The 19,675-nt window shown below is 38.8% G+C and carries 22 protein-coding genes and 1 other RNA gene; 21 read left to right on the top strand and 2 right to left on the bottom strand.

Annotation, left to right across the window (positions count from 1 at the left end; genetic code table 11):
- Positions 1-24 precede the first annotated feature (24 nt).
- From cdd to ACGTNH_RS10395, 9 genes are all read left to right on the top strand, one after another.
- A complete protein-coding gene (cdd, locus tag ACGTNH_RS10355) occupies positions 25-432 on the top strand; it encodes a cytidine deaminase (RefSeq protein WP_394586638.1) in 408 nt (135 codons plus the stop codon).
- An 81-nt stretch (positions 433-513) separates the two neighbouring features.
- Positions 514-1,077: an SLOG family protein gene (locus ACGTNH_RS10360; RefSeq protein WP_394586639.1), complete on the top strand. Its 564-nt coding sequence runs from the start codon at positions 514-516 to the stop codon at positions 1,075-1,077.
- 113 nt (positions 1,078-1,190) lie between these two features.
- A complete protein-coding gene (gene gpsB, locus ACGTNH_RS10365) occupies positions 1,191-1,511 on the top strand; it encodes a cell division regulator GpsB (RefSeq protein WP_394586640.1) in 321 nt (106 codons plus the stop codon).
- A gap of 89 nt (positions 1,512-1,600) precedes the next feature.
- Positions 1,601-1,978: RNase P RNA component class B (gene rnpB, locus ACGTNH_RS10370), an RNA gene on the top strand.
- A gap of 121 nt (positions 1,979-2,099) precedes the next feature.
- On the top strand, positions 2,100-3,233 hold the full coding sequence (locus ACGTNH_RS10375; protein ID WP_394586641.1) for a THUMP domain-containing class I SAM-dependent RNA methyltransferase: 1,134 nt from the start codon (positions 2,100-2,102) through the stop codon (positions 3,231-3,233).
- 17 nt (positions 3,234-3,250) lie between these two features.
- On the top strand, positions 3,251-4,744 hold the full coding sequence (locus ACGTNH_RS10380) for a carboxypeptidase M32 (protein WP_394586642.1): 1,494 nt from the start codon (positions 3,251-3,253) through the stop codon (positions 4,742-4,744).
- Positions 4,745-5,084: 340 nt separating this feature from the next.
- Positions 5,085-6,170 (top strand): type III polyketide synthase, encoded by a 1,086-nt coding sequence (locus ACGTNH_RS10385; protein ID WP_394586643.1) that lies wholly within the window; start codon positions 5,085-5,087, stop codon positions 6,168-6,170.
- Between the two features lies 1 nt (position 6,171).
- Entirely contained in the window at positions 6,172-6,693 is a 522-nt protein-coding gene (locus ACGTNH_RS10390) for an isoprenylcysteine carboxyl methyltransferase family protein (RefSeq protein ID WP_394586644.1), read from the top strand.
- A gap of 90 nt (positions 6,694-6,783) precedes the next feature.
- Positions 6,784-7,086 (top strand): DUF6123 family protein, encoded by a 303-nt coding sequence (locus tag ACGTNH_RS10395; RefSeq protein ID WP_394586645.1) that lies wholly within the window; start codon positions 6,784-6,786, stop codon positions 7,084-7,086.
- Between the two features lie 7 nt (positions 7,087-7,093).
- Here ACGTNH_RS10395 and ACGTNH_RS10400 read toward each other — a convergent pair whose 3' ends face one another.
- Both ACGTNH_RS10400 and ACGTNH_RS10405 read right to left on the bottom strand, forming a co-directional pair.
- Entirely contained in the window at positions 7,094-7,477 is a 384-nt protein-coding gene (locus tag ACGTNH_RS10400; RefSeq protein ID WP_394586646.1) for a ribonuclease HI family protein, read from the bottom strand.
- An 18-nt stretch (positions 7,478-7,495) separates the two neighbouring features.
- Positions 7,496-8,170, bottom strand: coding sequence for a queuosine precursor transporter (locus ACGTNH_RS10405; protein WP_394586647.1), 675 nt, complete (start codon positions 8,168-8,170; stop codon positions 7,496-7,498).
- A 180-nt stretch (positions 8,171-8,350) separates the two neighbouring features.
- Here ACGTNH_RS10405 and ACGTNH_RS10410 point away from each other — a divergent pair, with 180 nt between their 5' ends.
- The 12 genes from ACGTNH_RS10410 (at position 8,351) to ACGTNH_RS10465 (ending at position 19,657) form a co-directional block, all read left to right on the top strand.
- On the top strand, positions 8,351-10,021 hold the full coding sequence (locus ACGTNH_RS10410; protein ID WP_394586648.1) for a formate--tetrahydrofolate ligase: 1,671 nt from the start codon (positions 8,351-8,353) through the stop codon (positions 10,019-10,021).
- A 53-nt stretch (positions 10,022-10,074) separates the two neighbouring features.
- Entirely contained in the window at positions 10,075-10,929 is an 855-nt protein-coding gene (locus ACGTNH_RS10415) for a DUF72 domain-containing protein (RefSeq protein ID WP_394586649.1), read from the top strand.
- Positions 10,930-10,938: 9 nt separating this feature from the next.
- Positions 10,939-11,565 carry an HD domain-containing protein gene (locus ACGTNH_RS10420; RefSeq protein WP_394586650.1) on the top strand — a complete coding sequence of 209 codons (627 nt, stop codon included), beginning with the start codon at positions 10,939-10,941 and terminating at the stop codon, positions 11,563-11,565.
- Positions 11,555-12,511, top strand: a complete 957-nt coding sequence (locus ACGTNH_RS10425; protein WP_394586651.1) for a thymidylate synthase — start codon at positions 11,555-11,557, stop codon at positions 12,509-12,511. Before ACGTNH_RS10420 ends, ACGTNH_RS10425 begins: the two co-directional genes overlap by 11 nt.
- 20 nt (positions 12,512-12,531) lie before the next feature.
- Complete coding sequence (locus ACGTNH_RS10430) at positions 12,532-13,026, top strand: dihydrofolate reductase (protein ID WP_394586652.1); 495 nt, start codon at positions 12,532-12,534, stop codon at positions 13,024-13,026.
- On the top strand, positions 13,023-13,610 hold the full coding sequence (mobA, locus tag ACGTNH_RS10435) for a molybdenum cofactor guanylyltransferase (protein ID WP_394586653.1): 588 nt from the start codon (positions 13,023-13,025) through the stop codon (positions 13,608-13,610). The genes ACGTNH_RS10430 and mobA overlap by 4 nt, the downstream gene beginning before the upstream one ends.
- 115 nt (positions 13,611-13,725) lie before the next feature.
- On the top strand, positions 13,726-13,944 hold the full coding sequence (locus tag ACGTNH_RS10440; RefSeq protein WP_394586655.1) for a twin-arginine translocase TatA/TatE family subunit: 219 nt from the start codon (positions 13,726-13,728) through the stop codon (positions 13,942-13,944).
- Positions 13,945-13,958: 14 nt separating this feature from the next.
- The gene (gene tatA, locus ACGTNH_RS10445) at positions 13,959-14,141 is read left to right on the top strand and encodes a twin-arginine translocase TatA/TatE family subunit (protein WP_394586656.1); all 183 of its coding nucleotides are present in this window, start codon (positions 13,959-13,961) and stop codon (positions 14,139-14,141) included.
- A 72-nt stretch (positions 14,142-14,213) separates the two neighbouring features.
- Entirely contained in the window at positions 14,214-14,981 is a 768-nt protein-coding gene (gene tatC / locus ACGTNH_RS10450) for a twin-arginine translocase subunit TatC (RefSeq protein ID WP_394586657.1), read from the top strand.
- An 84-nt stretch (positions 14,982-15,065) separates the two neighbouring features.
- Positions 15,066-15,284 (top strand): YozE family protein, encoded by a 219-nt coding sequence (locus ACGTNH_RS10455; RefSeq protein ID WP_394586659.1) that lies wholly within the window; start codon positions 15,066-15,068, stop codon positions 15,282-15,284.
- A 100-nt stretch (positions 15,285-15,384) separates the two neighbouring features.
- Complete coding sequence (locus ACGTNH_RS10460) at positions 15,385-16,539, top strand: exonuclease SbcCD subunit D (protein ID WP_394586660.1); 1,155 nt, start codon at positions 15,385-15,387, stop codon at positions 16,537-16,539.
- A gap of 1 nt (position 16,540) precedes the next feature.
- Positions 16,541-19,657 (top strand): AAA family ATPase, encoded by a 3,117-nt coding sequence (locus ACGTNH_RS10465; protein ID WP_394586661.1) that lies wholly within the window; start codon positions 16,541-16,543, stop codon positions 19,655-19,657.
- Positions 19,658-19,675: the final 18 nt, after the last annotated feature.

Consider the following 19,675-nt stretch of genomic DNA (forward strand, 5'->3'; position numbering starts at 1 on the left):
TTTCCCACTAAAGGGGGAGAAAAAATGGATAAGCAAAATTTAATTGAAGAAGCAAAGAAAATTAGAGAGAAAGCTTACACACCTTATTCTAAATTTCAAGTAGGGGCGGCGCTTCTTACAAAAGACGGTACCTTGTATACAGGGTGTAATATAGAAAATGCCGCCTATCCAGTTACTTGCTGCGCCGAAAGAGTAGCTATTTTTAAAGCAATTTCCGATGGTCATCACGCTTTTAGTGAAATTGCTGTTGTAGCAGATACTGAAAGGCCTGTGCCGCCATGTGGATCATGCAGGCAAGTAATGAGCGAGTTTTTCAGCCCTGATTTAAATATTTATTTAACGAACTTAACTGGGGATTTAAAAACCGTGAAGATGTCTGAACTTTTACCTTTTTCATTTTCACCAGATGACCTAACGAAAGAAGAAAACTAGCAAATGGCTGCCGACAGTAGGCAGCCATTTCTTGTATAATCTATAATTGGTTAAAAGCAGAAAGTGTGAAGGGAGACACTTATGAAAACAATCGTTGTTACTGGCTACAAGCCAATGGAATTAGGAATTTTTAAAAATGACGACCCTAAAGTAGAAATTATTAAAACTGCGATAAAGAAACGTTTGATTGCGCTTATTGATGAAGGTCTTCACTGGGTTTTGATTTCCGGTCAAATGGGTGTAGAATTGTGGACAGGAGAAATTATATTAGAGCTTAAAGAGGAATATGACATCAAATTAGCGGTACTTCCACCTTTTTCTAACCAACAATCCAGGTGGCCAGATGCGATGCAGCATACTTATGAATTCATCATCGAGCAATGTGATTTCTATAAGGAAATTTACGAAAAGGAGTACGATGGTCCTTATCAATTCAGGGCTAGAGATCAATTTTTTGTAGAGCATTCTGAGGGTTGTATAATGCTTTATGATGAAGAGACGCCAGGATCGCCTCAGTATTTTCTAAAATTAATCAAAAAGTATAAAGAGCATCACACGTACGAATTACTATTTATAACACCTCTTGACCTCGATGAGACTGTGGAAGAAATAAGATTGACAAACCCTGACTATTGGACTCAGTAAATGAAATTTATAATGAAGATACTAGCCGAACTAAGGTTAATGAATAAATTAAATTGACATTACGCGAAGGATTTGAAAAAATGTAGGTAATGTGCTGAACAGAGGTGATAAAAATGAGTGAAGAAAAGTATAACTTAGATGGCAAAACGATTTTAGAAAAAGATTTCAAAACTTCTATGCGTGGATATAACCAAGAAGAAGTCGATGAATTTTTAGATTTGATTATTCAAGACTATGAGAAGTTTCAAAAAGAAATTGATCAATTGCAGAATGAAAACAATCGATTGAAGAAGTATCCAGCTCGTGATGACGCTCCAACTCAGCGTACGAAACCAGTAAACAACACACAAAATCATCAAGTAAATTACGATATTTTAAAAAGAGTATCGAATCTTGAAAAAGCAGTGTTTGGAAAGAAGTATGCCGAAGAGTAAATTGTAATAAAATAACAGATGACTTATGCCCAGAATTATGCTATTCTATTGGAACTTACTTTTAATAGCTAACAAATAATGAATATTGAATACTCGGGTAATCGCTGCGTATTTACGTATGCAGAGGAAAGTCCATGCTCGCACAAGCTGAGATGCTTGTAGTGTTCGTGCTTGACGAAACCATAAGTCAAGGTAACTCTTAGTTAACGGCAGGGAAAATACCTACGTTCTTTATGAATAAGGTATGACTACCTTGAAAGTGCCACAGTGACGAAGCTGGAATAGAAATATTGCAGGTGGAACGAGGTAAACCCCACGAGCGAGCAACCCAAATTAAGGTAGGGGCACTTTTGGATGGGAATTCAACCTGAAAAAAGGCCGCTTAATGCGGCAGATAGATGGTTACCACCGGAGTACGAGGTTGACCACCGTTTGCAGTACAAAGGAACAGAACATGGCTTACAGAGTATTCAAAGGTCATTGATCATCACAGAAAACCCTTCTGAAAAGCCAGACGCTTTTTAGAAGGGTTATTTTTATGAATATAATCAATGGAATTGAATGATAGTTAGATTTAGGAGGCTAAGGATGGCATCGAATGTAACATTAATAGCGACAGCTGCAATGGGAATAGAGGCTTTTGTGGCAAGAGAAGTAAAAGACTTAGGATATGAAGATGTGAAAGTGGAAAATGGGCGTGTACTATTTGAAGCTCCTGTGTCCGCCATACCACGCGCCAATCTATGGCTTCGAACAGCCGATCGTGTTCGCTTGCTGGTCGGAAGGTTTAATGCTTATAGCTTTGATGAATTATTTGAAAGCACAAAAGCTTTACCCTGGGAACAATTTATTACAGAAGATGGAGAATTCCCTGTAATAGGTAAATCGGTTAAATCCAAACTTTATAGTGTGCCTGACTGCCAATCTATAGTAAAAAAAGCAATCGTTGAACGCTTGAAGCAAAAGTATGGTGTGGCTTCCATTCTAAAAGAAACGGGAGCTTTCTATCGAGTTGAGGTAGCGATTCATAAAGATGAGGTTTTACTGACCATTGATACTTCAGGCAGCGGTCTTCATAAGCGAGGCTATAGAGTAGGGCAAGGGGAAGCACCACTTAAAGAAACTTTAGCTGCCGCTCTTGTTCAAACTACAAATTGGAAACCTGATCAACCTTTTGTCGATCCTTTTTGCGGTTCGGGAACCATTCCTATCGAAGCAGCGTTAATTGGGCAAAATATTGCCCCCGGTTTTAATCGGGAGTTTGCTTCTGAAAACTGGAACTTCATTCAGGATTCTTATTGGGACGAAGCTTTTCAAGAAGCGGAAGATTGTGCGAATTATGAGCAACCGCTTGATATCACTGGATCAGACATCAGTCATGAAATGGTTGAGATTGCAAAAACAAATGCAATGGAAGCCGGGCTTGGTGATTTAGTGAAGTGGAAACAAATGCAGGTAAAAGATTTTAATCCTAGAAAAAACAATGGATACCTTTTAGGGAACCCCCCATATGGAGAGAGAATGGGTGACCGTGAAGAAGTGGAAAATATGTATCGTGATTTAGGAGTTAGAATGAGAGATTATCCCTCTTGGAGCGTATATATTCTTACATCGAATGAGAAATTCGAAAAGTTATACGGGAGAGAGGCCACGAAGAAAAGGAAATTATTTAACGGCTTTATAAAAACGGATTACTATCAATTTTTCGGTAAGAAACAATAAATGAGGGGGAGTTTCATTTGGGTTTTTCCACTGAGCAAAAATTTTGGAATCTGTTAAAAGAGCAATCTTCTTTTGAAGAAGCTATTGGTTTAATGGCGTGGGATATGCGTACGAAAGCACCAAAGAAAGGGATTGAGAATCGTTCAGAAGTGATTGGCGTTCTCTCCGAAAAAGTTCATGAAATTCAGACGTGTGATGAAATAAAACACTATATAGACGAGCTTAAGCAAACAGCTTCCGATCCTAAATTAATTGCAGCCCTGCGTGAAACGGAGGAAACATATCATCGAACGAATAAAATCCCTACACAGCTGTATAAGGAATTTGTAACGCTTCAGACTACTGCTGAGTCTAAATGGGCAGAAGCAAAAGAACAAAATGATTTTGAAGGTTTTCAGCCTTATTTAAAAGAGCTTGTTCGATATAATCGTGAATTTGCCGAGCTTTGGGGTTATGAAGACAATATTTATGATGCATTGCTGCACAATTATGAACCGGGTGTAACGGTGAAACAACTAGATCAAGTATTTCCTAAGGTTAGGGATGAATTAGCCGCGCTGTTAACAAAAATTCAAGATTCAAAGATATCGCCGGATCCCGCTATTTTACAAGGCCATTTTCCAAAGCAATCCCAAGAAGCCTTTAGCGAAGAGATTCTTAAGCGAATGAATTACGACTTCGAGGCTGGTCGTCTCGATGAAACCATTCACCCGTTCGCTATTGGTTTGAATACAAACGATGTACGTGTGACAACTAAATACGATGAAAGAGACTTCCGAACAGCTGTTTTTGGAACCATTCATGAAGGGGGTCACGCCCTTTATGAACAAAATATCGATTCAGATTTATCTTTTACCCCTTTAGCAACAGGTACATCAATGGGAATTCATGAGTCTCAGTCGTTGTTCTGGGAAAACTTTATAGCACGCAGTCGTGAGTTTTGGGAAAATCATTATTCGCTCTTTCAATCTTATGCTCCTGATCGTTTTAAACAAGTTTCCTTTGATGATTTTTTCCTGGCGGTGAATGAAGTGAAGCCTTCCCTTATTCGCATTGAGGCGGATGAATTGACTTATTGTCTTCACATCATGGTTCGCTATGAACTGGAAAAAGCTTTAATAAATGGTGAAATTGAGGTAGAACAACTGCCTGAGTTATGGAATGAAAAAATGGCAACGTACTTAGGGGTCGTACCAGATAGTGATTCCACAGGAGTTCTTCAAGATATTCACTGGGCAGGAGGAGACTTTGGCTATTTTCCATCCTATGCGTTAGGTTATATGTATGCAGCACAAATTAATAACGCCATGAGAAAAGATGTAAACGTTCCGGCTGCCGTAAGATCAGGAGATTTTCAGCTTATTAAAACCTGGCTTTCAGATCGTATTCATCAATACGGGAAGATGAAGAAACCTTTAGAAATCTTAGAAGAAGTCACAGGGGAAGGACTTAATCCAGATGATTTAGTGACCTACCTCAGAAACAAATATAAACTCATTTATCAATTTTAAAAAAGAACCCGAAAAGCGGTTAATAAGATAGAGAACTTGAAATGCGCCGCTTTCCTCGGAGGACTCTAAGGTGGCGGCCCTTTCTTTTGAACAGAGTGAGATCTATAAACCGACAGAGCGTTCCTGAAACTCATTAAATGTTTTGTTTCTTACGCTAAATCAGATTCATTCATATTCCCTTCTAACATGTAATGTATTCTTGAAGAGATGGCTTATTCGAACTCTTCTGCTACTTCCTCGTTCTTATCTTTTAACTAAAGACGCCTATTCACATATACTTACTATTTCGCATAATTCGTGTGTATTAAGCCACCTTATTCTTAAAGAGGTGGATTGGAAAATGGCTTTTATTTTATCATGTAGTATCAAGGAAGCGGAATATAATTATAAGCAGCAGGATATTCAAGAGCTGATTGCTAATGTATTTCCTATAAAAAAAGCAGATAAACAAAAATTAATGCCGATTTTTAGCAATAGTGAAATTAAAAATCGCCAACTAGCTTTCCCATTAGAATGGTATACAAAGGAACGGCAGCTGCAAGAAGTAAACGCCTCATATTGTGAACGGGTGATCAGCTATAGTAAACAAGCTGCTTTGACGTGTTTATCTAACCGTAACTTTATTAAAAGAGAAATTGATCCTAAGGAAATTGACCATATTCTTTTCGTATCTTCTACGGGGGTAGCTACTCCCACCATTGATGCTTATTTAATAGATGAGCTCGGTCTGCGTGAGAATATTAAACGCAGCCCAATATTTGGTCTTGGATGTGCTGGAGGCACAAGTGCCGTAGGGAAAGCTTTCGATTACTTAAAAGGAGCACCCAAAAGCAATGTCCTCATCATTTGTGCAGAATTGTGCAGTGTGACCTTTCAACATAATGATACAAGAATAAGTAATTTTGTAGGATCTGCATTATTTGGTGACGGGACATCTGCTTTGTTAGTGGTAGGAGAAGGTTCATCTCTGCTGCATGAAAAAATTGCCCCAGTACCTAAAGTGACATCATCGAGTACAAAAACTAAACCTCATAGTCAATCTGTTATGGGGTGGCGAGTAGTGAATTCAGGTTTTGAAGTTATTTTCAATAAAAGCATACCTAAATTGGTTGAAAGTTTCTGGAAATCGCATATGGAAGAAAGGTTAGCAGCATTAAACATGGCAGCAGTTGACTTGCCTTTTATTGTCGCTCATCCCGGCGGGAAAAAAGTGATCGAGGCTTTTGTTTCCACGCTAGGAATTTCTGAGCAAGCTGTATCTTATTCAAGAGAAGTTCTATCCCGCCATGGCAATATGTCCTCTCCAACGGTCCATTTTGTCCTGCATCAAGTTATGCTTGAAAAACCAACAGCAGGGACAAAATCTTTTATGACCTCGTTAGGACCTGGTTTTTCATCAGAAATTGTGAGTCTGGAGTGGGTTTAGGATGTGGTTGTTTATTTTTTTAATTTTTCAGCGCCTGGCGGAATTGTGTATAGCTAAGCAAAATAAAAAGTGGATGATAAAGCACGGAGGAGTTGAAGTAGAGGCGAAGCATTATCAATTATTTATTTGGCTGCACACCCTTTTCTTTCTCTCTATTTTTATGGAGTGGTCTATTTTTAAGGGAGGCGTTTTATGGTTATCTCCTTTCTTACTTGTTCTGTTTGTAACGTTACAGGGATTAAGAGTTTGGTGTATAGCTTCACTGGGGAGGAAATGGAATACGAGGATTATTGTGATTCCGAATGAGCCTCTTATTGAGCGAGGGCCCTATCAATATATCAAACACCCTAATTACATGATTGTATTCTTTGAATTGCTGGTAATTCCGCTGCTATTCCAAGCTTTTGTGACGGCTTTTTTATTTCCACTATTGCACCTGCTCGTTCTTATGATCCGTGTTCCCGCAGAAGAACGTGCGTTGTCAGGAAAACTATTTATGAGAGAAAAACAGGACACCAATTGACGTCAAGTGATTCCCACTTGGCTTTTTATTTTGTATAATAGAAGTATTGCGAATTTTGTCGATAACGGTTTTAAAGATAAGGAGAATGTTATGAAGTCAACTCATTCATTAGCTTATTACTTGGAGGACTTATGGTCAAAAGGCTTTAAATTGTCTGACGAGAATGTACACTTTATTTATTTTGGCAAAAATTCTACCAATACGGAAGATTGGAAGGTCATTTTAGCTCTTCAGATGACGCTGAAGTTTCAAAAAAAGTTCGATCCCAGCTTTTACATAAGTTTGCTTGAGCATATATCAGATCGTTCCATTATGACGAAAAAGTCGGCGTATCAATCATTGGAAGAACGCGGTTTATCAAATATGGAAACAAAAAAAAGAACCAGTTCCTAATCGATAGTTACTGGTTCTTCTTCAATTCTTCACGAGCAAGACGATCTGCATGCTTGTTTTCTTTATCTGGAATCCATTTATAAAATACATAAGAAAAGTGCTTATGAAGAGCTAGTATTTTTTCTAACAGGGAAGCATAGGCTGGATTTTTGCAATGCTCCGTGTCAGCTGAATGAACAACTAATTGCGAATCACTGCGTATAGAAATTATTTCTCCGCTGTAATATTGGCAGCAATATTCCAGCGCATAGATGACCGCGAGAAATTCGGCCTCGTGGTTGGAACAGGAGCCGAGGTATTTGCTGAATTTGTGACGATCTTTTATATAAATGCCAACTGCACTCGGTCCAGGATTGCCGGCTGTGGCTGCATCGGTATAAACTTCTATCATAGATCACTTGCCCCTTTGTTAAGAACGGTGGAATGTTTTTGCTGCATATAAAAATGGTGTATCAATTAAGGCAACAATAAACTTGATAAGGTAGGTTGTCAAAAAGATCTCGAACCAAATATCAAGCGGATACTCTCCGTAAAAGGCTATCCCACAAAAGATAGCCGTATCAAGCAATTGGCTCATCATCGTACTTCCGTTATTTCGAACCCAAAGTGTGCGTTCTGAAGTAAATATCTTTTTTAAATTGGCATAGAGCCAAACGTCGAAATATTGGCTGACAATATAAGCAATTAAGCTTCCTGCAGCTATTTTTGGCACAACTCCAAATAATATTTCCAAAGCTGGCTGGGCTATATCTGCTTCAGATGGAGTGAACGTTAAGGTAATCTGCATCATGATGGTTAAAATAATGAGGGTGGAAAATCCCATCCAAACAGCTTTTTGTGCTTCTCGTTTCCCGTACTTTTCATTGATTAAATCAGTAGCTAAAAAGACAGTGCCATAAATAATATTTCCTAGTGTAGCGGTTAAACCAAATAATTCTACGGTTTTTACTACTTGGATATTAGCGACTACTGTAGACATACCTATCCATATAAATAAGCCTGATTTACCGAAGCTACGATAAACGACTAGTAATAAACTAAAGTTGACGATGGCAAATAAAATCCATATCCATTCGTTGCTCATATAATTATTCCTCCTTAGTTTTGGTGTCGCGGGAGGTTTTCGAACCGCGCAGCAGCAGCCTATCATTATACGTTTAACAACCGAAGATTGCAATAGACAGGATTAGGAAATTCCTATTCTTAATATGGCTGATCTTCGGGTACAATAGAAGTAGACTGTTCGTTTAAAGGAGCTGTTAGGATGAACTCTGATATTGAAATTGCTTTACAATCTAGTATGTCCCCGATTAAAAACATTGCGGAACGATTAAATTTATCAGAAAATGATTGGGAACCTTATGGTCACTATAAAGCGAAATTATCTTCGCTCCTTGTAAGTGAGATGAATGACAAACCAGATGGAAAGATTATTTTAACCACTTCGATCAATCCAACACCTGCCGGGGAAGGAAAATCGACGGTTACCGTTGGTTTGGGACAGGCTCTTTGTCAGCTTAATCAAAAAGCGATTATTGCCTTAAGAGAACCTTCTCTTGGTCCAACCATGGGAATAAAAGGAGGAGCTTGTGGAGGAGGATATTCTCAGGTTTTACCTATGCAGGACATTAACCTGCATTTTACAGGTGATTTGCACGCGATTACATCTGCAAATAACGCACTTTCAGCGTTTATTGATAATCACATTCATCAAGGAAATGAATTACATATCGATCCTAGACGCATTGGGTGGAAGCGAGTGATGGATTTAAATGACCGTGCTCTTCGTGAAGTAATTGTAGGGCTTGGCGGTCCTGTGAAAGGGGTACCTCGGGAAGACGGTTTTACAATAACGGTAGCTTCTGAAATAATGGCTATCCTTTGCTTAGCTACCGACCTCGAAGATTTAAAAAAACGTCTAGCTGAGATTATTATCGGGTACACATATGATAAACAACCAGTCACAGTACGGCAGTTAGGGTTTGAAGGAGCTTTAACCTTGCTTCTCAATCAAGCGATTAAGCCAAATTTAGTTCAAACAATAGAGAACACGCCAGCTATTATCCATGGTGGTCCGTTCGCGAACATTGCTCACGGGTGTAATAGTTTAATGGCTACCAAGACAGCTGCTAAACTAGGGGATTATGTGGTGACGGAAGCCGGATTTGGTGCAGATCTCGGAGCGGAAAAATTTCTAAACATAAAGGCGAGAGCAGGTAATTTTCAACCGGATGCTGTTGTAATCGTGGCTACGATTAGAGCCTTGAAAATGCACGGTGGCGTGGGTAAAAAAGATTTAGCATATAAAAATGTCGCTGCTTTAAAACGTGGTGTGGATAATTTAAAAAAACATATGGAAACCATTGAGCAATTCAATTTGCCTTTTGTGATCGCCATCAATCAATTTCCGACTGATACCAGTCAAGAGATTAATTTTCTAAAAGAATGGTGTGTAAAGCAAGGTGCTGAGGTGTCCCTAGTGGAAGTATTTACTAAGGGAGGCGCTGGAGGACTAGATTTAGCCGAAAAAGTGATAAGATGCTGTAAAATAGGTCAAGGTTCTATAAGATATACGTATGAGCTTGATGATCCTGTGGAAGAAAAAATCCATAAAATTGCCACAAAAGTATACGGGGCCGGTCATGTTGAATTTACCTCGGCTGCGAGGAAGCAGCTGAAACAAATTAAGGAACATGGTCATAATCAGCTGCCTATATGTATGGCGAAATCACAATACTCGCTTTCTGACGACCCTTCCTTATTAGGACGTCCAAATGGATTTACTGTGACGGTGAGAGAATTACGCGTCTCTGCAGGGGCGGGATTCGTTGTAGCTTTAACCGGAGAGGTAATGACTATGCCGGGACTTCCTAAAAAACCGGCTGCTTTGAATATGGACGTACAAGAAAATGGAACGATAACTGGTTTGTTTTAACGACTTTTAGTACGAAAATACTAAATACTCGATTTGCTGGGAAGGAGAGAAGGATGACTATAAAAATAGGTGTAACGGGCTGGGGCGACCATGCCTCTATTTATCCGGATCAAACAAGACCTGATGAAAAGCTGTCAGTTTATGCTTCTCATTTTCCTGTAGTTGAAGTAGATACAGCTTTTTATGCGATTCAACCCAGAACTCATTACGAAAAATGGCTGAACCAGACTCCGAACAATTTCACTTTTGTCATTAAAGCATTTCAACAATTGACAGGTCATGACCGTCAAACACGAACTGTGCAGGAAGCCAGAGACCTTGTGAAAGCTTATGAAGAGTCTATTCAGCCGGTCGTTGAGGCTGGTAAAGTGCAATCTCTGCTTTTTCAATTCCCACCTTGGTTTGACGTAAGGAAAGAACATATTCAAAAATTAAGGTTGATAAGAGAATGGCTCGAGCCCTACCCCCTGGCTTTAGAGTTTAGAAATCAAACGTGGTTTCATAAGAAATATAGAAGGCAAACATTAGACTTTATGAAAGACTATGAGTGGATTCATACCATTTGTGATGAACCTCAAGCTGGAGAAGGGTCTGTACCATTAGTAGAAGCGACTACACACCCCACCCAATCCCTTGTTAGATTTCATGGGAGAAATATACATGGTTGGAATAAGAATGGACGTAAAGATTGGCGGAAGGTCCGTTTTCTTTATCGATATAATGAGGAAGAATTAAGAGAATGGGCAGAGAGAGTGAAGCGTCTGAAAAAAGAAACAAAAGAGGTGACTTTACTATTTAATAATAATTCAGGCGGAGATGCCGCAGATAATGCAAAACAGCTACAAGAGATGCTTAATATTGAGTACACCGACCTTAACCCGAGGCAAATGGATCTCTTTCAGTTTTAGAGGTGAACTATGGAAAAAAAAGATGTTTTATGTAATGTCAGGAAATATGTATATGAGCAATTTTCATCCGAACCGACGGGACACGATTATTATCATATGAAAAGAGTGGCTCATTGGGCAAAAGAAATTGCACTTGATGAAGGAGCTGATCATTACACCGCAGAGCTGGCCGGCTGGCTTCATGATGTCGGCGATGCGAAGCTGTATGAAGATACAGAAGCTGCCTATCGGGAATTAAATGATTTTCTAACTTCATTAGAGGTGGAAGAACAGAAAAGAACAGAACTATTAACCATTATTAAAAGTGTATCTTTTTCAAAAGGACAGCTTCCTGCCTCCCATGAAGGAAAAATTGTACAAGATGCTGATCGATTAGATGCCATTGGTGCTGTAGGAATAGCGAGGACCTTTGCTTTTGGAGGATTAAAGAGTCAATTGATTTATGATGAATACTCAGATTCTTTGACTTCTATCCAGCATTTTTACGATAAGCTGCTAAAACTCAGCGATGGGATGTACACAAGAAGAGCTCAAATCGAAGCAAAACAGCGACACACTTTTATGGAGAATTATTTGAATCAATTTTACAGTGAATGGAACAGCGCAGAAAGAGCAGGTGAGCACAATGACAAATGAAGAACAGTATCTAAACCTATGTCAAGAAGTGTTGAGTAATGGAGCAGTCAAAGGGGATCGAACAGGGACGGGTACGAAGTCGTTGTTTGGCTATCAAATGAGGTTCGACCTCCAAGAAGGTTTCCCTTTATTAACAACGAAACGAATTCCATTTCGATTAATTGTGAGTGAACTGTTATGGTTTATTAAAGGGGATACGAACATTCGCTATTTATTAAAACATAACAACAATATTTGGAACGAGTGGGCTTTTCAATCTTATATAGAGAGTGAGGAGTACGATGGTCCGGATATGGAAGATTTCGGAAGACGCAGTCAACAAGATGAGGAATTTAAAGCCCGATACGATGAACAAATGGGAATATTTAAAGAGAAAATTTTACATGACGATTCATTTAGTGAACGGTTTGGTGACCTTGGCGCTGTTTATGGCAAGCAGTGGAGAGCATGGAAGACTTCACGTGGAGAAACGATCGATCAATTAAAGGATGTTATTGACAACATCAAGCATAATCCAGATTCAAGAAGACATATTGTTACCGCCTGGAACCCTGAAGATGTTCCTTCTAATATGGCTTTACCCCCTTGTCACATGATGTTTCAATTTTATGTAGCCGATGGGAAGCTCTCTTGTCAACTGTATCAAAGAAGTGGTGATATTTTCTTAGGTGTCCCTTTTAATATCGCAAGCTATGCTTTATTAACCCACTTGATTGCAAAAGAATGTCAATTAGAGGCAGGAGAATTTGTTCATACGCTGGGAGATGCTCATATTTATTCCAATCATGTGGAACAAATTAATAAACAACTATCGCGAGAAATAAAAGAAGCACCATCGCTTTCGCTTAATGATAGTAAAGAAAGTGTTTTTGACTTTGAAATGGAAGACATTAAAGTGGAAGGGTATGACCCGCATCCTGGTATTAAAGCTCCAGTAGCGGTATAAATAGGGATAGAGGTGAAGCTATGATTTCTTTCGTATTTGCAATGGATAAAAATCGATTAATTGGTAAGAATAACGATCTGCCCTGGCACATCCCCCGTGATTTTAAGTTTTTCAAAGAGAAAACATGGGGACACACGATTATCATGGGAAGAAAAACGTTCGAATCGTTCGGGAAACCTCTTCCTGAACGGCGCCATATAATTGTAACGTCAAATCCTGACTATGAGGTTGAGGGATGCGAAACCTACAATTCAATTGATGAAATTATTCGTTTGAATGAAACGTACCCTGAAAAAGAATGGTTTGTTATTGGAGGAAGTGTTCTTTTTGAAAAAATGCTTCCCTATGCCGATCGAATGTATATGACGTATATCGACCATTCCTTCGAAGGGGATACTTACTTTCCAGCCTATGAAGAAGCGGATTGGCATTTGATTGAGGAAACGAAAGGGATTAAAGATGAAAAAAACCCCTATGAATACTACTTTAGAATCTATGACCGAGTAAGACCATGATGAATTATGAGGTAAGTGCAGCCGTTTTGGCAGGGGGCGGTTCGACGAGGATGGGACAAGATAAAGCTGAATTGCACCTTGGGAGCCAAACTGTGATTGAACGTATTTTCACGACGTTACAGCGATCTTTTACAACCGTTATAATTAATCGAAACACTCCTCTTTCTTTACAATCGTCTTACGTGGCCGACGAATTTAAAGATCACGGACCTTTAGGAGGCTTACACGCAGTTTTAAAAGCAGCAACGACAAGATATGTCTATGTAACAGCTTGTGACACACCTTTTATTGATCGTGATGTAATTGAAAGCTTAATGGCTCACCTTTCTGATGATGTTGGTGCGGTGATTCCCATTTATCAAGGAAAAGTGCAGCCTTTAGCAGGCGTTTACGCAAAATCATTAGAAAGAGTGTGTAAGCAATTGCTTGAAAATGGGGAACGTAAAATGCAGTCTTTGTTTGATCAATGTGATGTGACATTTGTAGACCAATTTAACCTGGAAGAGAATAAGCTTAATTGGCATTTCTTCAATATGAATACAAAAGAAGAATTCGAACTAGCACAGCGACATGTGAAAAATTAGTAATAGAATAAAGACAAGGGTACACAAACGTGATATGATAGACGCAGGATTAACGTAGACATAGTTTCAGGTAGAAATGGAAGTAAAGATACTTATCATAAGGAGGGTGACCTGCATGCTTTCAAGTATTGGGATCCCAGGTTTAATTTTGATTCTAGTGATTGCTTTAGTTATTTTCGGGCCTAAGAAACTGCCGGAGATTGGTAAAGCTACTGGGGAAACGCTGCGGGAGTTTAAAAAGTCCGCTCGCGATCTCACAGGAGACGTAAAAGATGATGTTACGGAAACTAAAAATATTATAGACGATAGCCATTCAAAAAATAAATCGTCCTAACGGAGTGTTGATCCATGTTATCGAACATTGGCGTTCCAGGTCTTTTGCTCATTTTGATTATAGCATTGGTTATTTTTGGTCCTGCCAAGCTGCCGGAAATTGGCAAAGCTTTTGGAAGCTCGTTGAAAGAGTTTAAAAAAGCAGCTGGAGATATGATGTCAGAGGATCAATCAACCAAAGATAAAAATGAAAAATAAGAAGATGTAAGGGGCTACCCTTACATCTTCTTTATGTCGCGGCACTTGTGTAGTGCCAGGGAGGTTTTACAGTTGCCAGAACCTAAAAATAGTAGTCAAGATATTGAAATGAATATGACCGATCATTTGAGTGAGCTTCGTAAGCGGATCATTTATTCCCTGCTCTCTTTTATCGTTTTCTTTATTGCAGGGTTTATATACATTAGAGAAATTTATGGATTTTTAGAAGATGATATTCCTATTCAGCTAAGCGTCACGAGTCCTGGAGAAATCGTATGGATTTACTTTACGCTGGCTAGCATTATTGCACTCATTGGTTCACTGCCTATGTTATGTTTGCAATTGTGGCTTTTTATTAAACCTGCATTAACCCCTAAAGAAAAGAAAGTATCGCTCGCTTATATCCCTGCGGTCTTCTTCTTATTTATTGCAGGTTTAGCTTTTGGTTACACCGTATTTGTACAGTTAATTTTACCATTCTTGTTATCACTTAATGATGGAATGTTTAATGAATTATTTACAGTAGAACGTTATTTCCGATTTGTTTTCCGAGTAACGATACCTTTTGCTTTGCTTTTTGAAATTCCTATCATTGTCATGTTCTTAACTAGTTTAGGTCTTATAAATCCGGAACTGTTATCAAAAATAAGAAAGTATGCTTACTTTGTTCTTATTATCATAGGGACGATGATATCTCCCCCGGATTTCATTCTGCAGATTGTTGTGGCTGTACCTCTCATTTTGCTTTATGAAGTAAGTATTGTACTTTCGAGGGTCGTATATCGCAAGAAGCTTAAGGCGCATCAAGAATTTATGGAAGATACTGACGAACAGAGATAAGGCCAGTCGATTTCATTATTTTTGCTTCTTCCTTGTAAACATGATAAAACTATACGAAAGTATTCCGGTGAGGGAGGAACAGAAATGCGCTCGTTCTATCACTACATGATGAGATATAGAGGAAATATTCAAGCTGATGAAGAGAAAAGACTTGCGGAGTGGATGTTCGAGGACCATAGCTTTCCTAAACAAGCGACATCGTACAATGAAATTAGCAGCTACCTGGAGTGGAATATCCCATTTACAAATGCTCTAACTGTATTTGATCGATTATATGATGCTTATCAAATTGAAGAAGATTAATTAGAAAAAGGTACCTGTGAAAGGTATCTTTTCTTTTTTCAAGGATTCTTACGATCTAGTATAATGAGGATATATATTAGGAAAAGAAAGTTGGGGGACCATGAAGATATTACATACAGCGGATTGGCATTTAGGTAAGATTGTTAACAATATTTATATGACTGAGGATCAAGCTTACATTTTAGAGCAGTTCCTGTCGATTGTAAAAAAAGAACAGCCAGATGTCGTGATTATTGCTGGTGATTTGTATGATCGTTCGATTCCGCCTAAACAAGCAGTAGAATTGCTAAACCAGACGCTGACTGAATTAATCAATGAAATAAATGTACCTGTATTAGCCATTACAGGAAATCATGATAGTCCGGACCGACTGGATTTTGGGTCTAAGCTTTTTAGAAGACAAAGTTTATACTTAGAAACAAAATTAACGAAAGAATATGAACCCATTACAATTTATGATCAATGGGGTCCTGTTTATTTTCATTTAATCCCTTATGTCGAACCTGGAGAAGTGGCTTATATTTTTGAGGACGATTCGATCAAAAGTCACCAGCAAGCAACTGAAAAGCTTGTTGAACACATTGAGAGTCAATATGACATGAGTGACCGTCATGTGTGGGTGGGCCACTCTTTCATTGCTGGAGGCATGGAATCAGAATCAGAAGAGCGTCTGTCGATGGTCGGGGGCACGCCTTACGTCGATGCATCTTTGTTTGATCAGTTTTCTTATGTGGCGCTAGGGCACCTTCATCAAGCTCAAAGAATTCTAAGAGAAACCGTTCGATATAGCGGCTCGATTCTTAAATATTCTTTTTCAGAGGTCAATCACCATAAGTCAGTTACTATGATAGATTTAGAAGACAAGGATAAATATTCAGTAGAGAAAATTCCGCTCGTGCCTCGAAGGGACTTTGAAATAGTAGAAGGCTACTTTGCAGAATTGATGGAAGGGAATTCTGCTGATCATCGAGAGAATTATCTGCATGTGCGACTTTTAGATGAAGGAACAATTTTAGATCCTATGGGAAAACTAAGGAAAGTGTATCCTAACGTTCTTCATCTTGAACGAGCCGCATTGTCTCCCCAAAGACAACAAGCATCAATAGAAGAGATGAAAGCCAGACAGAAACTAGAGCCACTGGATCTCTTTTCCGCTTTTTATCAGGAAATTAAACAGGACGACCTTCCTGATAAAAGGAAATCAATGATCAAAAACGCTATTGAAGACTTGCGTTTAAAAGAGAGGGGGAAGTAACGTGAGGGCTCTACATTTAACTGTAAAAGCATTTGGCCCTTTTAAAGAGCGGCAGACAATTGACTTTTCCCAATTGGGAAGTGAAACGATCTTTTTAGTGACAGGTCCTACAGGGGCAGGCAAAACAACTATATTTGATGCTATGTGTTTTGCTCTATATGGCAGAGCGAGCGGAACAGATCGAGACCAGGATACATTAAAAAGCCACTTTTCCAATGAAGAAGATATAACAATAGTGGATTTTACTTTTATGCTTAGGGGAAAACAGTACCGAATCGAGCGTATGCCGAAACAATGGAGGAAAAAAGAGCGTGGGGAAGGCTATAAAGAAGAGCCTACAAAAGCTTATCTTTACCAGCAGCATAATGGGGAGGAACGATTATTAGCTTCGAAAATTAAAGAAGTGAATGAGATGGTCGAAGAATTACTTCGTTTAGATTATGATCAATTCCGTAAAATGATTATGATCCCTCAAGGGGAGTTTCGTAAGTTGATCTCAGAAAATAGTAAGGAAAGAGAAGAGATTCTACAAAAGATCTTTCGTACCCAATTTTATTCGGAGTTAACAGACCATCTACGCGAACAAAAAAAATCCTTAGAAAAAGACATGGAACAGTTTGAGTGGAAAATTGAACAAGAGAGCGAAAAAATCAAGTGGGTTTCTAAGGAACAAGTGGAAATTCCTAAAGACCCTCATCAAGTGATCCAGAAGTTAGAGGAAATGCTTGAGCGTCAAGAGTTAGATAAAAAACAAGTCAAAGAACAATTACGTGTACTGTCTGAACAGCTGGATCAAGTTCAAGACCGCTATTATCATGCTAAAACCATCGATGAATTGTACAGGGAACTGGATCGCTTAATGATTGAACAGCAAGACATTGATGAGCGTCAGCCAGATAGGGATCATGAAGCTGATGTGCTGGATCTTGGGAAGAAAGCACGTGAATTAAGACCCTACGAACGCCAGATGGTTGAAAGAAAGCAGGAAGTGAATAAGCTTTCTTCCTCATTAAAAGAAAATATCGAAGTTATAAAAGAGTTGGAAACGCGCTTCAAACAAACCCAAGAAGAATATGAGAGAGAAAAAGCGAAAGAAAGTGTTAGAGACCAACTTAAAGATGAGGTTCAAAAGAAAAGAGAAGCCCAAGGGAAATTGAAGAGTTTGTTAGAGATTCAACAAACGATTGCTCAAATTGAGCAAAAGCAAGTACAGTATAATAAACGGCTGGCCGATCTGTCTTCTCGAAAACAGCAACTTGCTGAGGATAGAGAGAAGAAAAGCCAATTGGCTTCCAAAGAAAGAGAAATAACTTCAAAAGTGTTCGACCTAAAAGAGAAAACAGAACGAGAAAAAAGAAATCTTTCAAGCTTGCATCGATTAATAAAGGAATGGAATACACTACAGCAGTTAAGAGAGAATTATCAATTACTGAAGAAAGATACGGATGCGTTCAAGGAAGAGAAGAATGAACTGAAAAGGAAATATGATAAAGCTGTAGAAAAACTAAAAGAGCACCGGGCTTACCATTTAGCTTTAGAGATAGACAGCGGAGCTCCTTGTCCGGTCTGTGGCTCATGTGAACATCCCGATTTAGCAACACAGCCTAAAGGGGTATTATCGAATGAAGAAATGGATGCTCTTAAACAAACTTATGAGCGGCAGGAACAAAAGTACTTAAAAATGCATGAGTCAATGACTGCTGCTAGAGCAGAAGGTAAAAGTCACAAGCAATTGGTAGACACGTTGTATGACGAGGTTCATTCACTGATCAAAGGGGATTTATCGACAGAAGTTTTACGGCACGCTGCCCAGCAATTAGAGCATAGGTTGCGAACGAACACGGAAAGTTTAACTCATATAGAAACAGAACTTAAAACCATTCATGAAGCAGCAGATCAGCTTTCTCAAATAGAAGACCAGATGAGCGAGCTAACGAAACAGGAAGAAGACGTGAACAATCAACTTAGAAAGTGGGCTGAAGATAAAGTGGCTCGCCAAACTGAAATCGAAAATTTGAAATCAAATTATGCTTTTCCTACATTCGATCTAAATGAGATGAATGAGTTTGTTAAGAAGGCAGAAACAAAACTTACTGATTCGTTAAATTATTGGGAGAAGATTCAGAAAGTCTACACTCAAAAACATGAAGAAGTCCAGCAAATGCGTACAAAAAAAGAAGAATTAGAGCGTTACTTGATGGAAGCTGAAAAAATGTGTCGAAATAAGGAATTAGAATTTAACCGAAAGCTTGATCAACTGGAATTTAGTACAGTCCGTGCTTACAAAGAAGCCACCTTATCAGAAGAAGAGATAAACAAGTTAAGCCAAAAACTTAATGAGTTTAATCAGCGAAAGGCTGTAGTTCACGAGCGTTTAATGGAAATAAAATTGAAGTTGAAAGAAGAGAAACGCCCAGTTCTAAACGAATTGAAGCAAGCATTTGAAAAACATAAACAGAAAGTCAATCTTAAACAAAAGGAACTTCATGATTGTCAGGTTGAGTATGAGCATAATGAAAATATTTTATTATCAATGACAAGTTTAATCGAAGAACAGAAGGAATTTGCTGAACGCTATTACGACTTAGCAGAAGTTTCTAATATGGCTCGCGGCGATAACTCTTTAAAACTTTCGCTCGAGAGGTATGTACTGGCTTCTTATCTGGATGAAATTTTAGTGCAGGCAAATATACGCTTAGATCAAATGACAGATCACCGTTATCAGTTGCTGCGCAGCGATGCATTAGCTAAAAGAGGAGCTCAAAGCGGATTGGAGCTTGAAGTCATTGATCACCACACGGGACAAAAACGCTCCGTTAAAACGCTCTCAGGCGGTGAAGGCTTCAAAGCAAGCTTAAGTTTAGCTTTAGGCATGGCTGATGTGGTTCAATCACATGCCGGTGGAGTTCAATTGGAAACCTTATTCATAGATGAAGGGTTTGGTACGTTAGATGAACAATCATTGGAACAAGCTATCGGATGCTTAAGAACTCTTCAAGACGGGAATCGAATGTTAGGAATTATATCCCATGTTTCCCAGTTAAAAGAGGAAATTCCTGCAAAGTTGCAAATTCACTCCGGTCCGGAAGGTTCCACTGTACAAATGGCATTTCAATAAGATCTGAAAGGGGAGGAT

The sequence above is a fragment of the Halobacillus sp. B23F22_1 genome (assembly GCF_043497005.1).
Taxonomy (GTDB): Bacteria; Bacillota; Bacilli; order Bacillales; family Halobacillaceae; genus Halobacillus_A.

Excerpts from the sequence above, each read along its gene's own strand:
- ACGTNH_RS10460 (WP_394586660.1), top strand. The coding sequence starts at position 15,385 with ATGAAGATATTACATACAGCGGATTGGCATTTAGGTAAGATTGTTAAC.
- ACGTNH_RS10375 (WP_394586641.1), top strand. The coding sequence starts at position 2,100 with ATGGCATCGAATGTAACATTAATAGCGACAGCTGCAATGGGAATAGAG.
- ACGTNH_RS10440 (WP_394586655.1), top strand. The coding sequence starts at position 13,726 with ATGCTTTCAAGTATTGGGATCCCAGGTTTAATTTTGATTCTAGTGATT.
- ACGTNH_RS10400 (WP_394586646.1), bottom strand. The coding sequence starts at position 7,477 with ATGATAGAAGTTTATACCGATGCAGCCACAGCCGGCAATCCTGGACCG.
- ACGTNH_RS10385 (WP_394586643.1), top strand. The coding sequence starts at position 5,085 with ATGGCTTTTATTTTATCATGTAGTATCAAGGAAGCGGAATATAATTAT.
- ACGTNH_RS10395 (WP_394586645.1), top strand. The coding sequence starts at position 6,784 with ATGAAGTCAACTCATTCATTAGCTTATTACTTGGAGGACTTATGGTCA.
- gpsB (WP_394586640.1), top strand. The coding sequence starts at position 1,191 with ATGAGTGAAGAAAAGTATAACTTAGATGGCAAAACGATTTTAGAAAAA.
- cdd (WP_394586638.1), top strand. The coding sequence starts at position 25 with ATGGATAAGCAAAATTTAATTGAAGAAGCAAAGAAAATTAGAGAGAAA.
- ACGTNH_RS10425 (WP_394586651.1), top strand. The coding sequence starts at position 11,555 with ATGACAAATGAAGAACAGTATCTAAACCTATGTCAAGAAGTGTTGAGT.
- ACGTNH_RS10390 (WP_394586644.1), top strand. The coding sequence starts at position 6,172 with ATGTGGTTGTTTATTTTTTTAATTTTTCAGCGCCTGGCGGAATTGTGT.
- ACGTNH_RS10415 (WP_394586649.1), top strand. The coding sequence starts at position 10,075 with ATGACTATAAAAATAGGTGTAACGGGCTGGGGCGACCATGCCTCTATT.
- mobA (WP_394586653.1), top strand. The coding sequence starts at position 13,023 with ATGATGAATTATGAGGTAAGTGCAGCCGTTTTGGCAGGGGGCGGTTCG.
- ACGTNH_RS10405 (WP_394586647.1), bottom strand. The coding sequence starts at position 8,170 with ATGAGCAACGAATGGATATGGATTTTATTTGCCATCGTCAACTTTAGT.
- tatA (WP_394586656.1), top strand. The coding sequence starts at position 13,959 with ATGTTATCGAACATTGGCGTTCCAGGTCTTTTGCTCATTTTGATTATA.
- ACGTNH_RS10455 (WP_394586659.1), top strand. The coding sequence starts at position 15,066 with ATGCGCTCGTTCTATCACTACATGATGAGATATAGAGGAAATATTCAA.
- ACGTNH_RS10430 (WP_394586652.1), top strand. The coding sequence starts at position 12,532 with ATGATTTCTTTCGTATTTGCAATGGATAAAAATCGATTAATTGGTAAG.
- ACGTNH_RS10410 (WP_394586648.1), top strand. The coding sequence starts at position 8,351 with ATGAACTCTGATATTGAAATTGCTTTACAATCTAGTATGTCCCCGATT.
- ACGTNH_RS10360 (WP_394586639.1), top strand. The coding sequence starts at position 514 with ATGAAAACAATCGTTGTTACTGGCTACAAGCCAATGGAATTAGGAATT.
- ACGTNH_RS10420 (WP_394586650.1), top strand. The coding sequence starts at position 10,939 with ATGGAAAAAAAAGATGTTTTATGTAATGTCAGGAAATATGTATATGAG.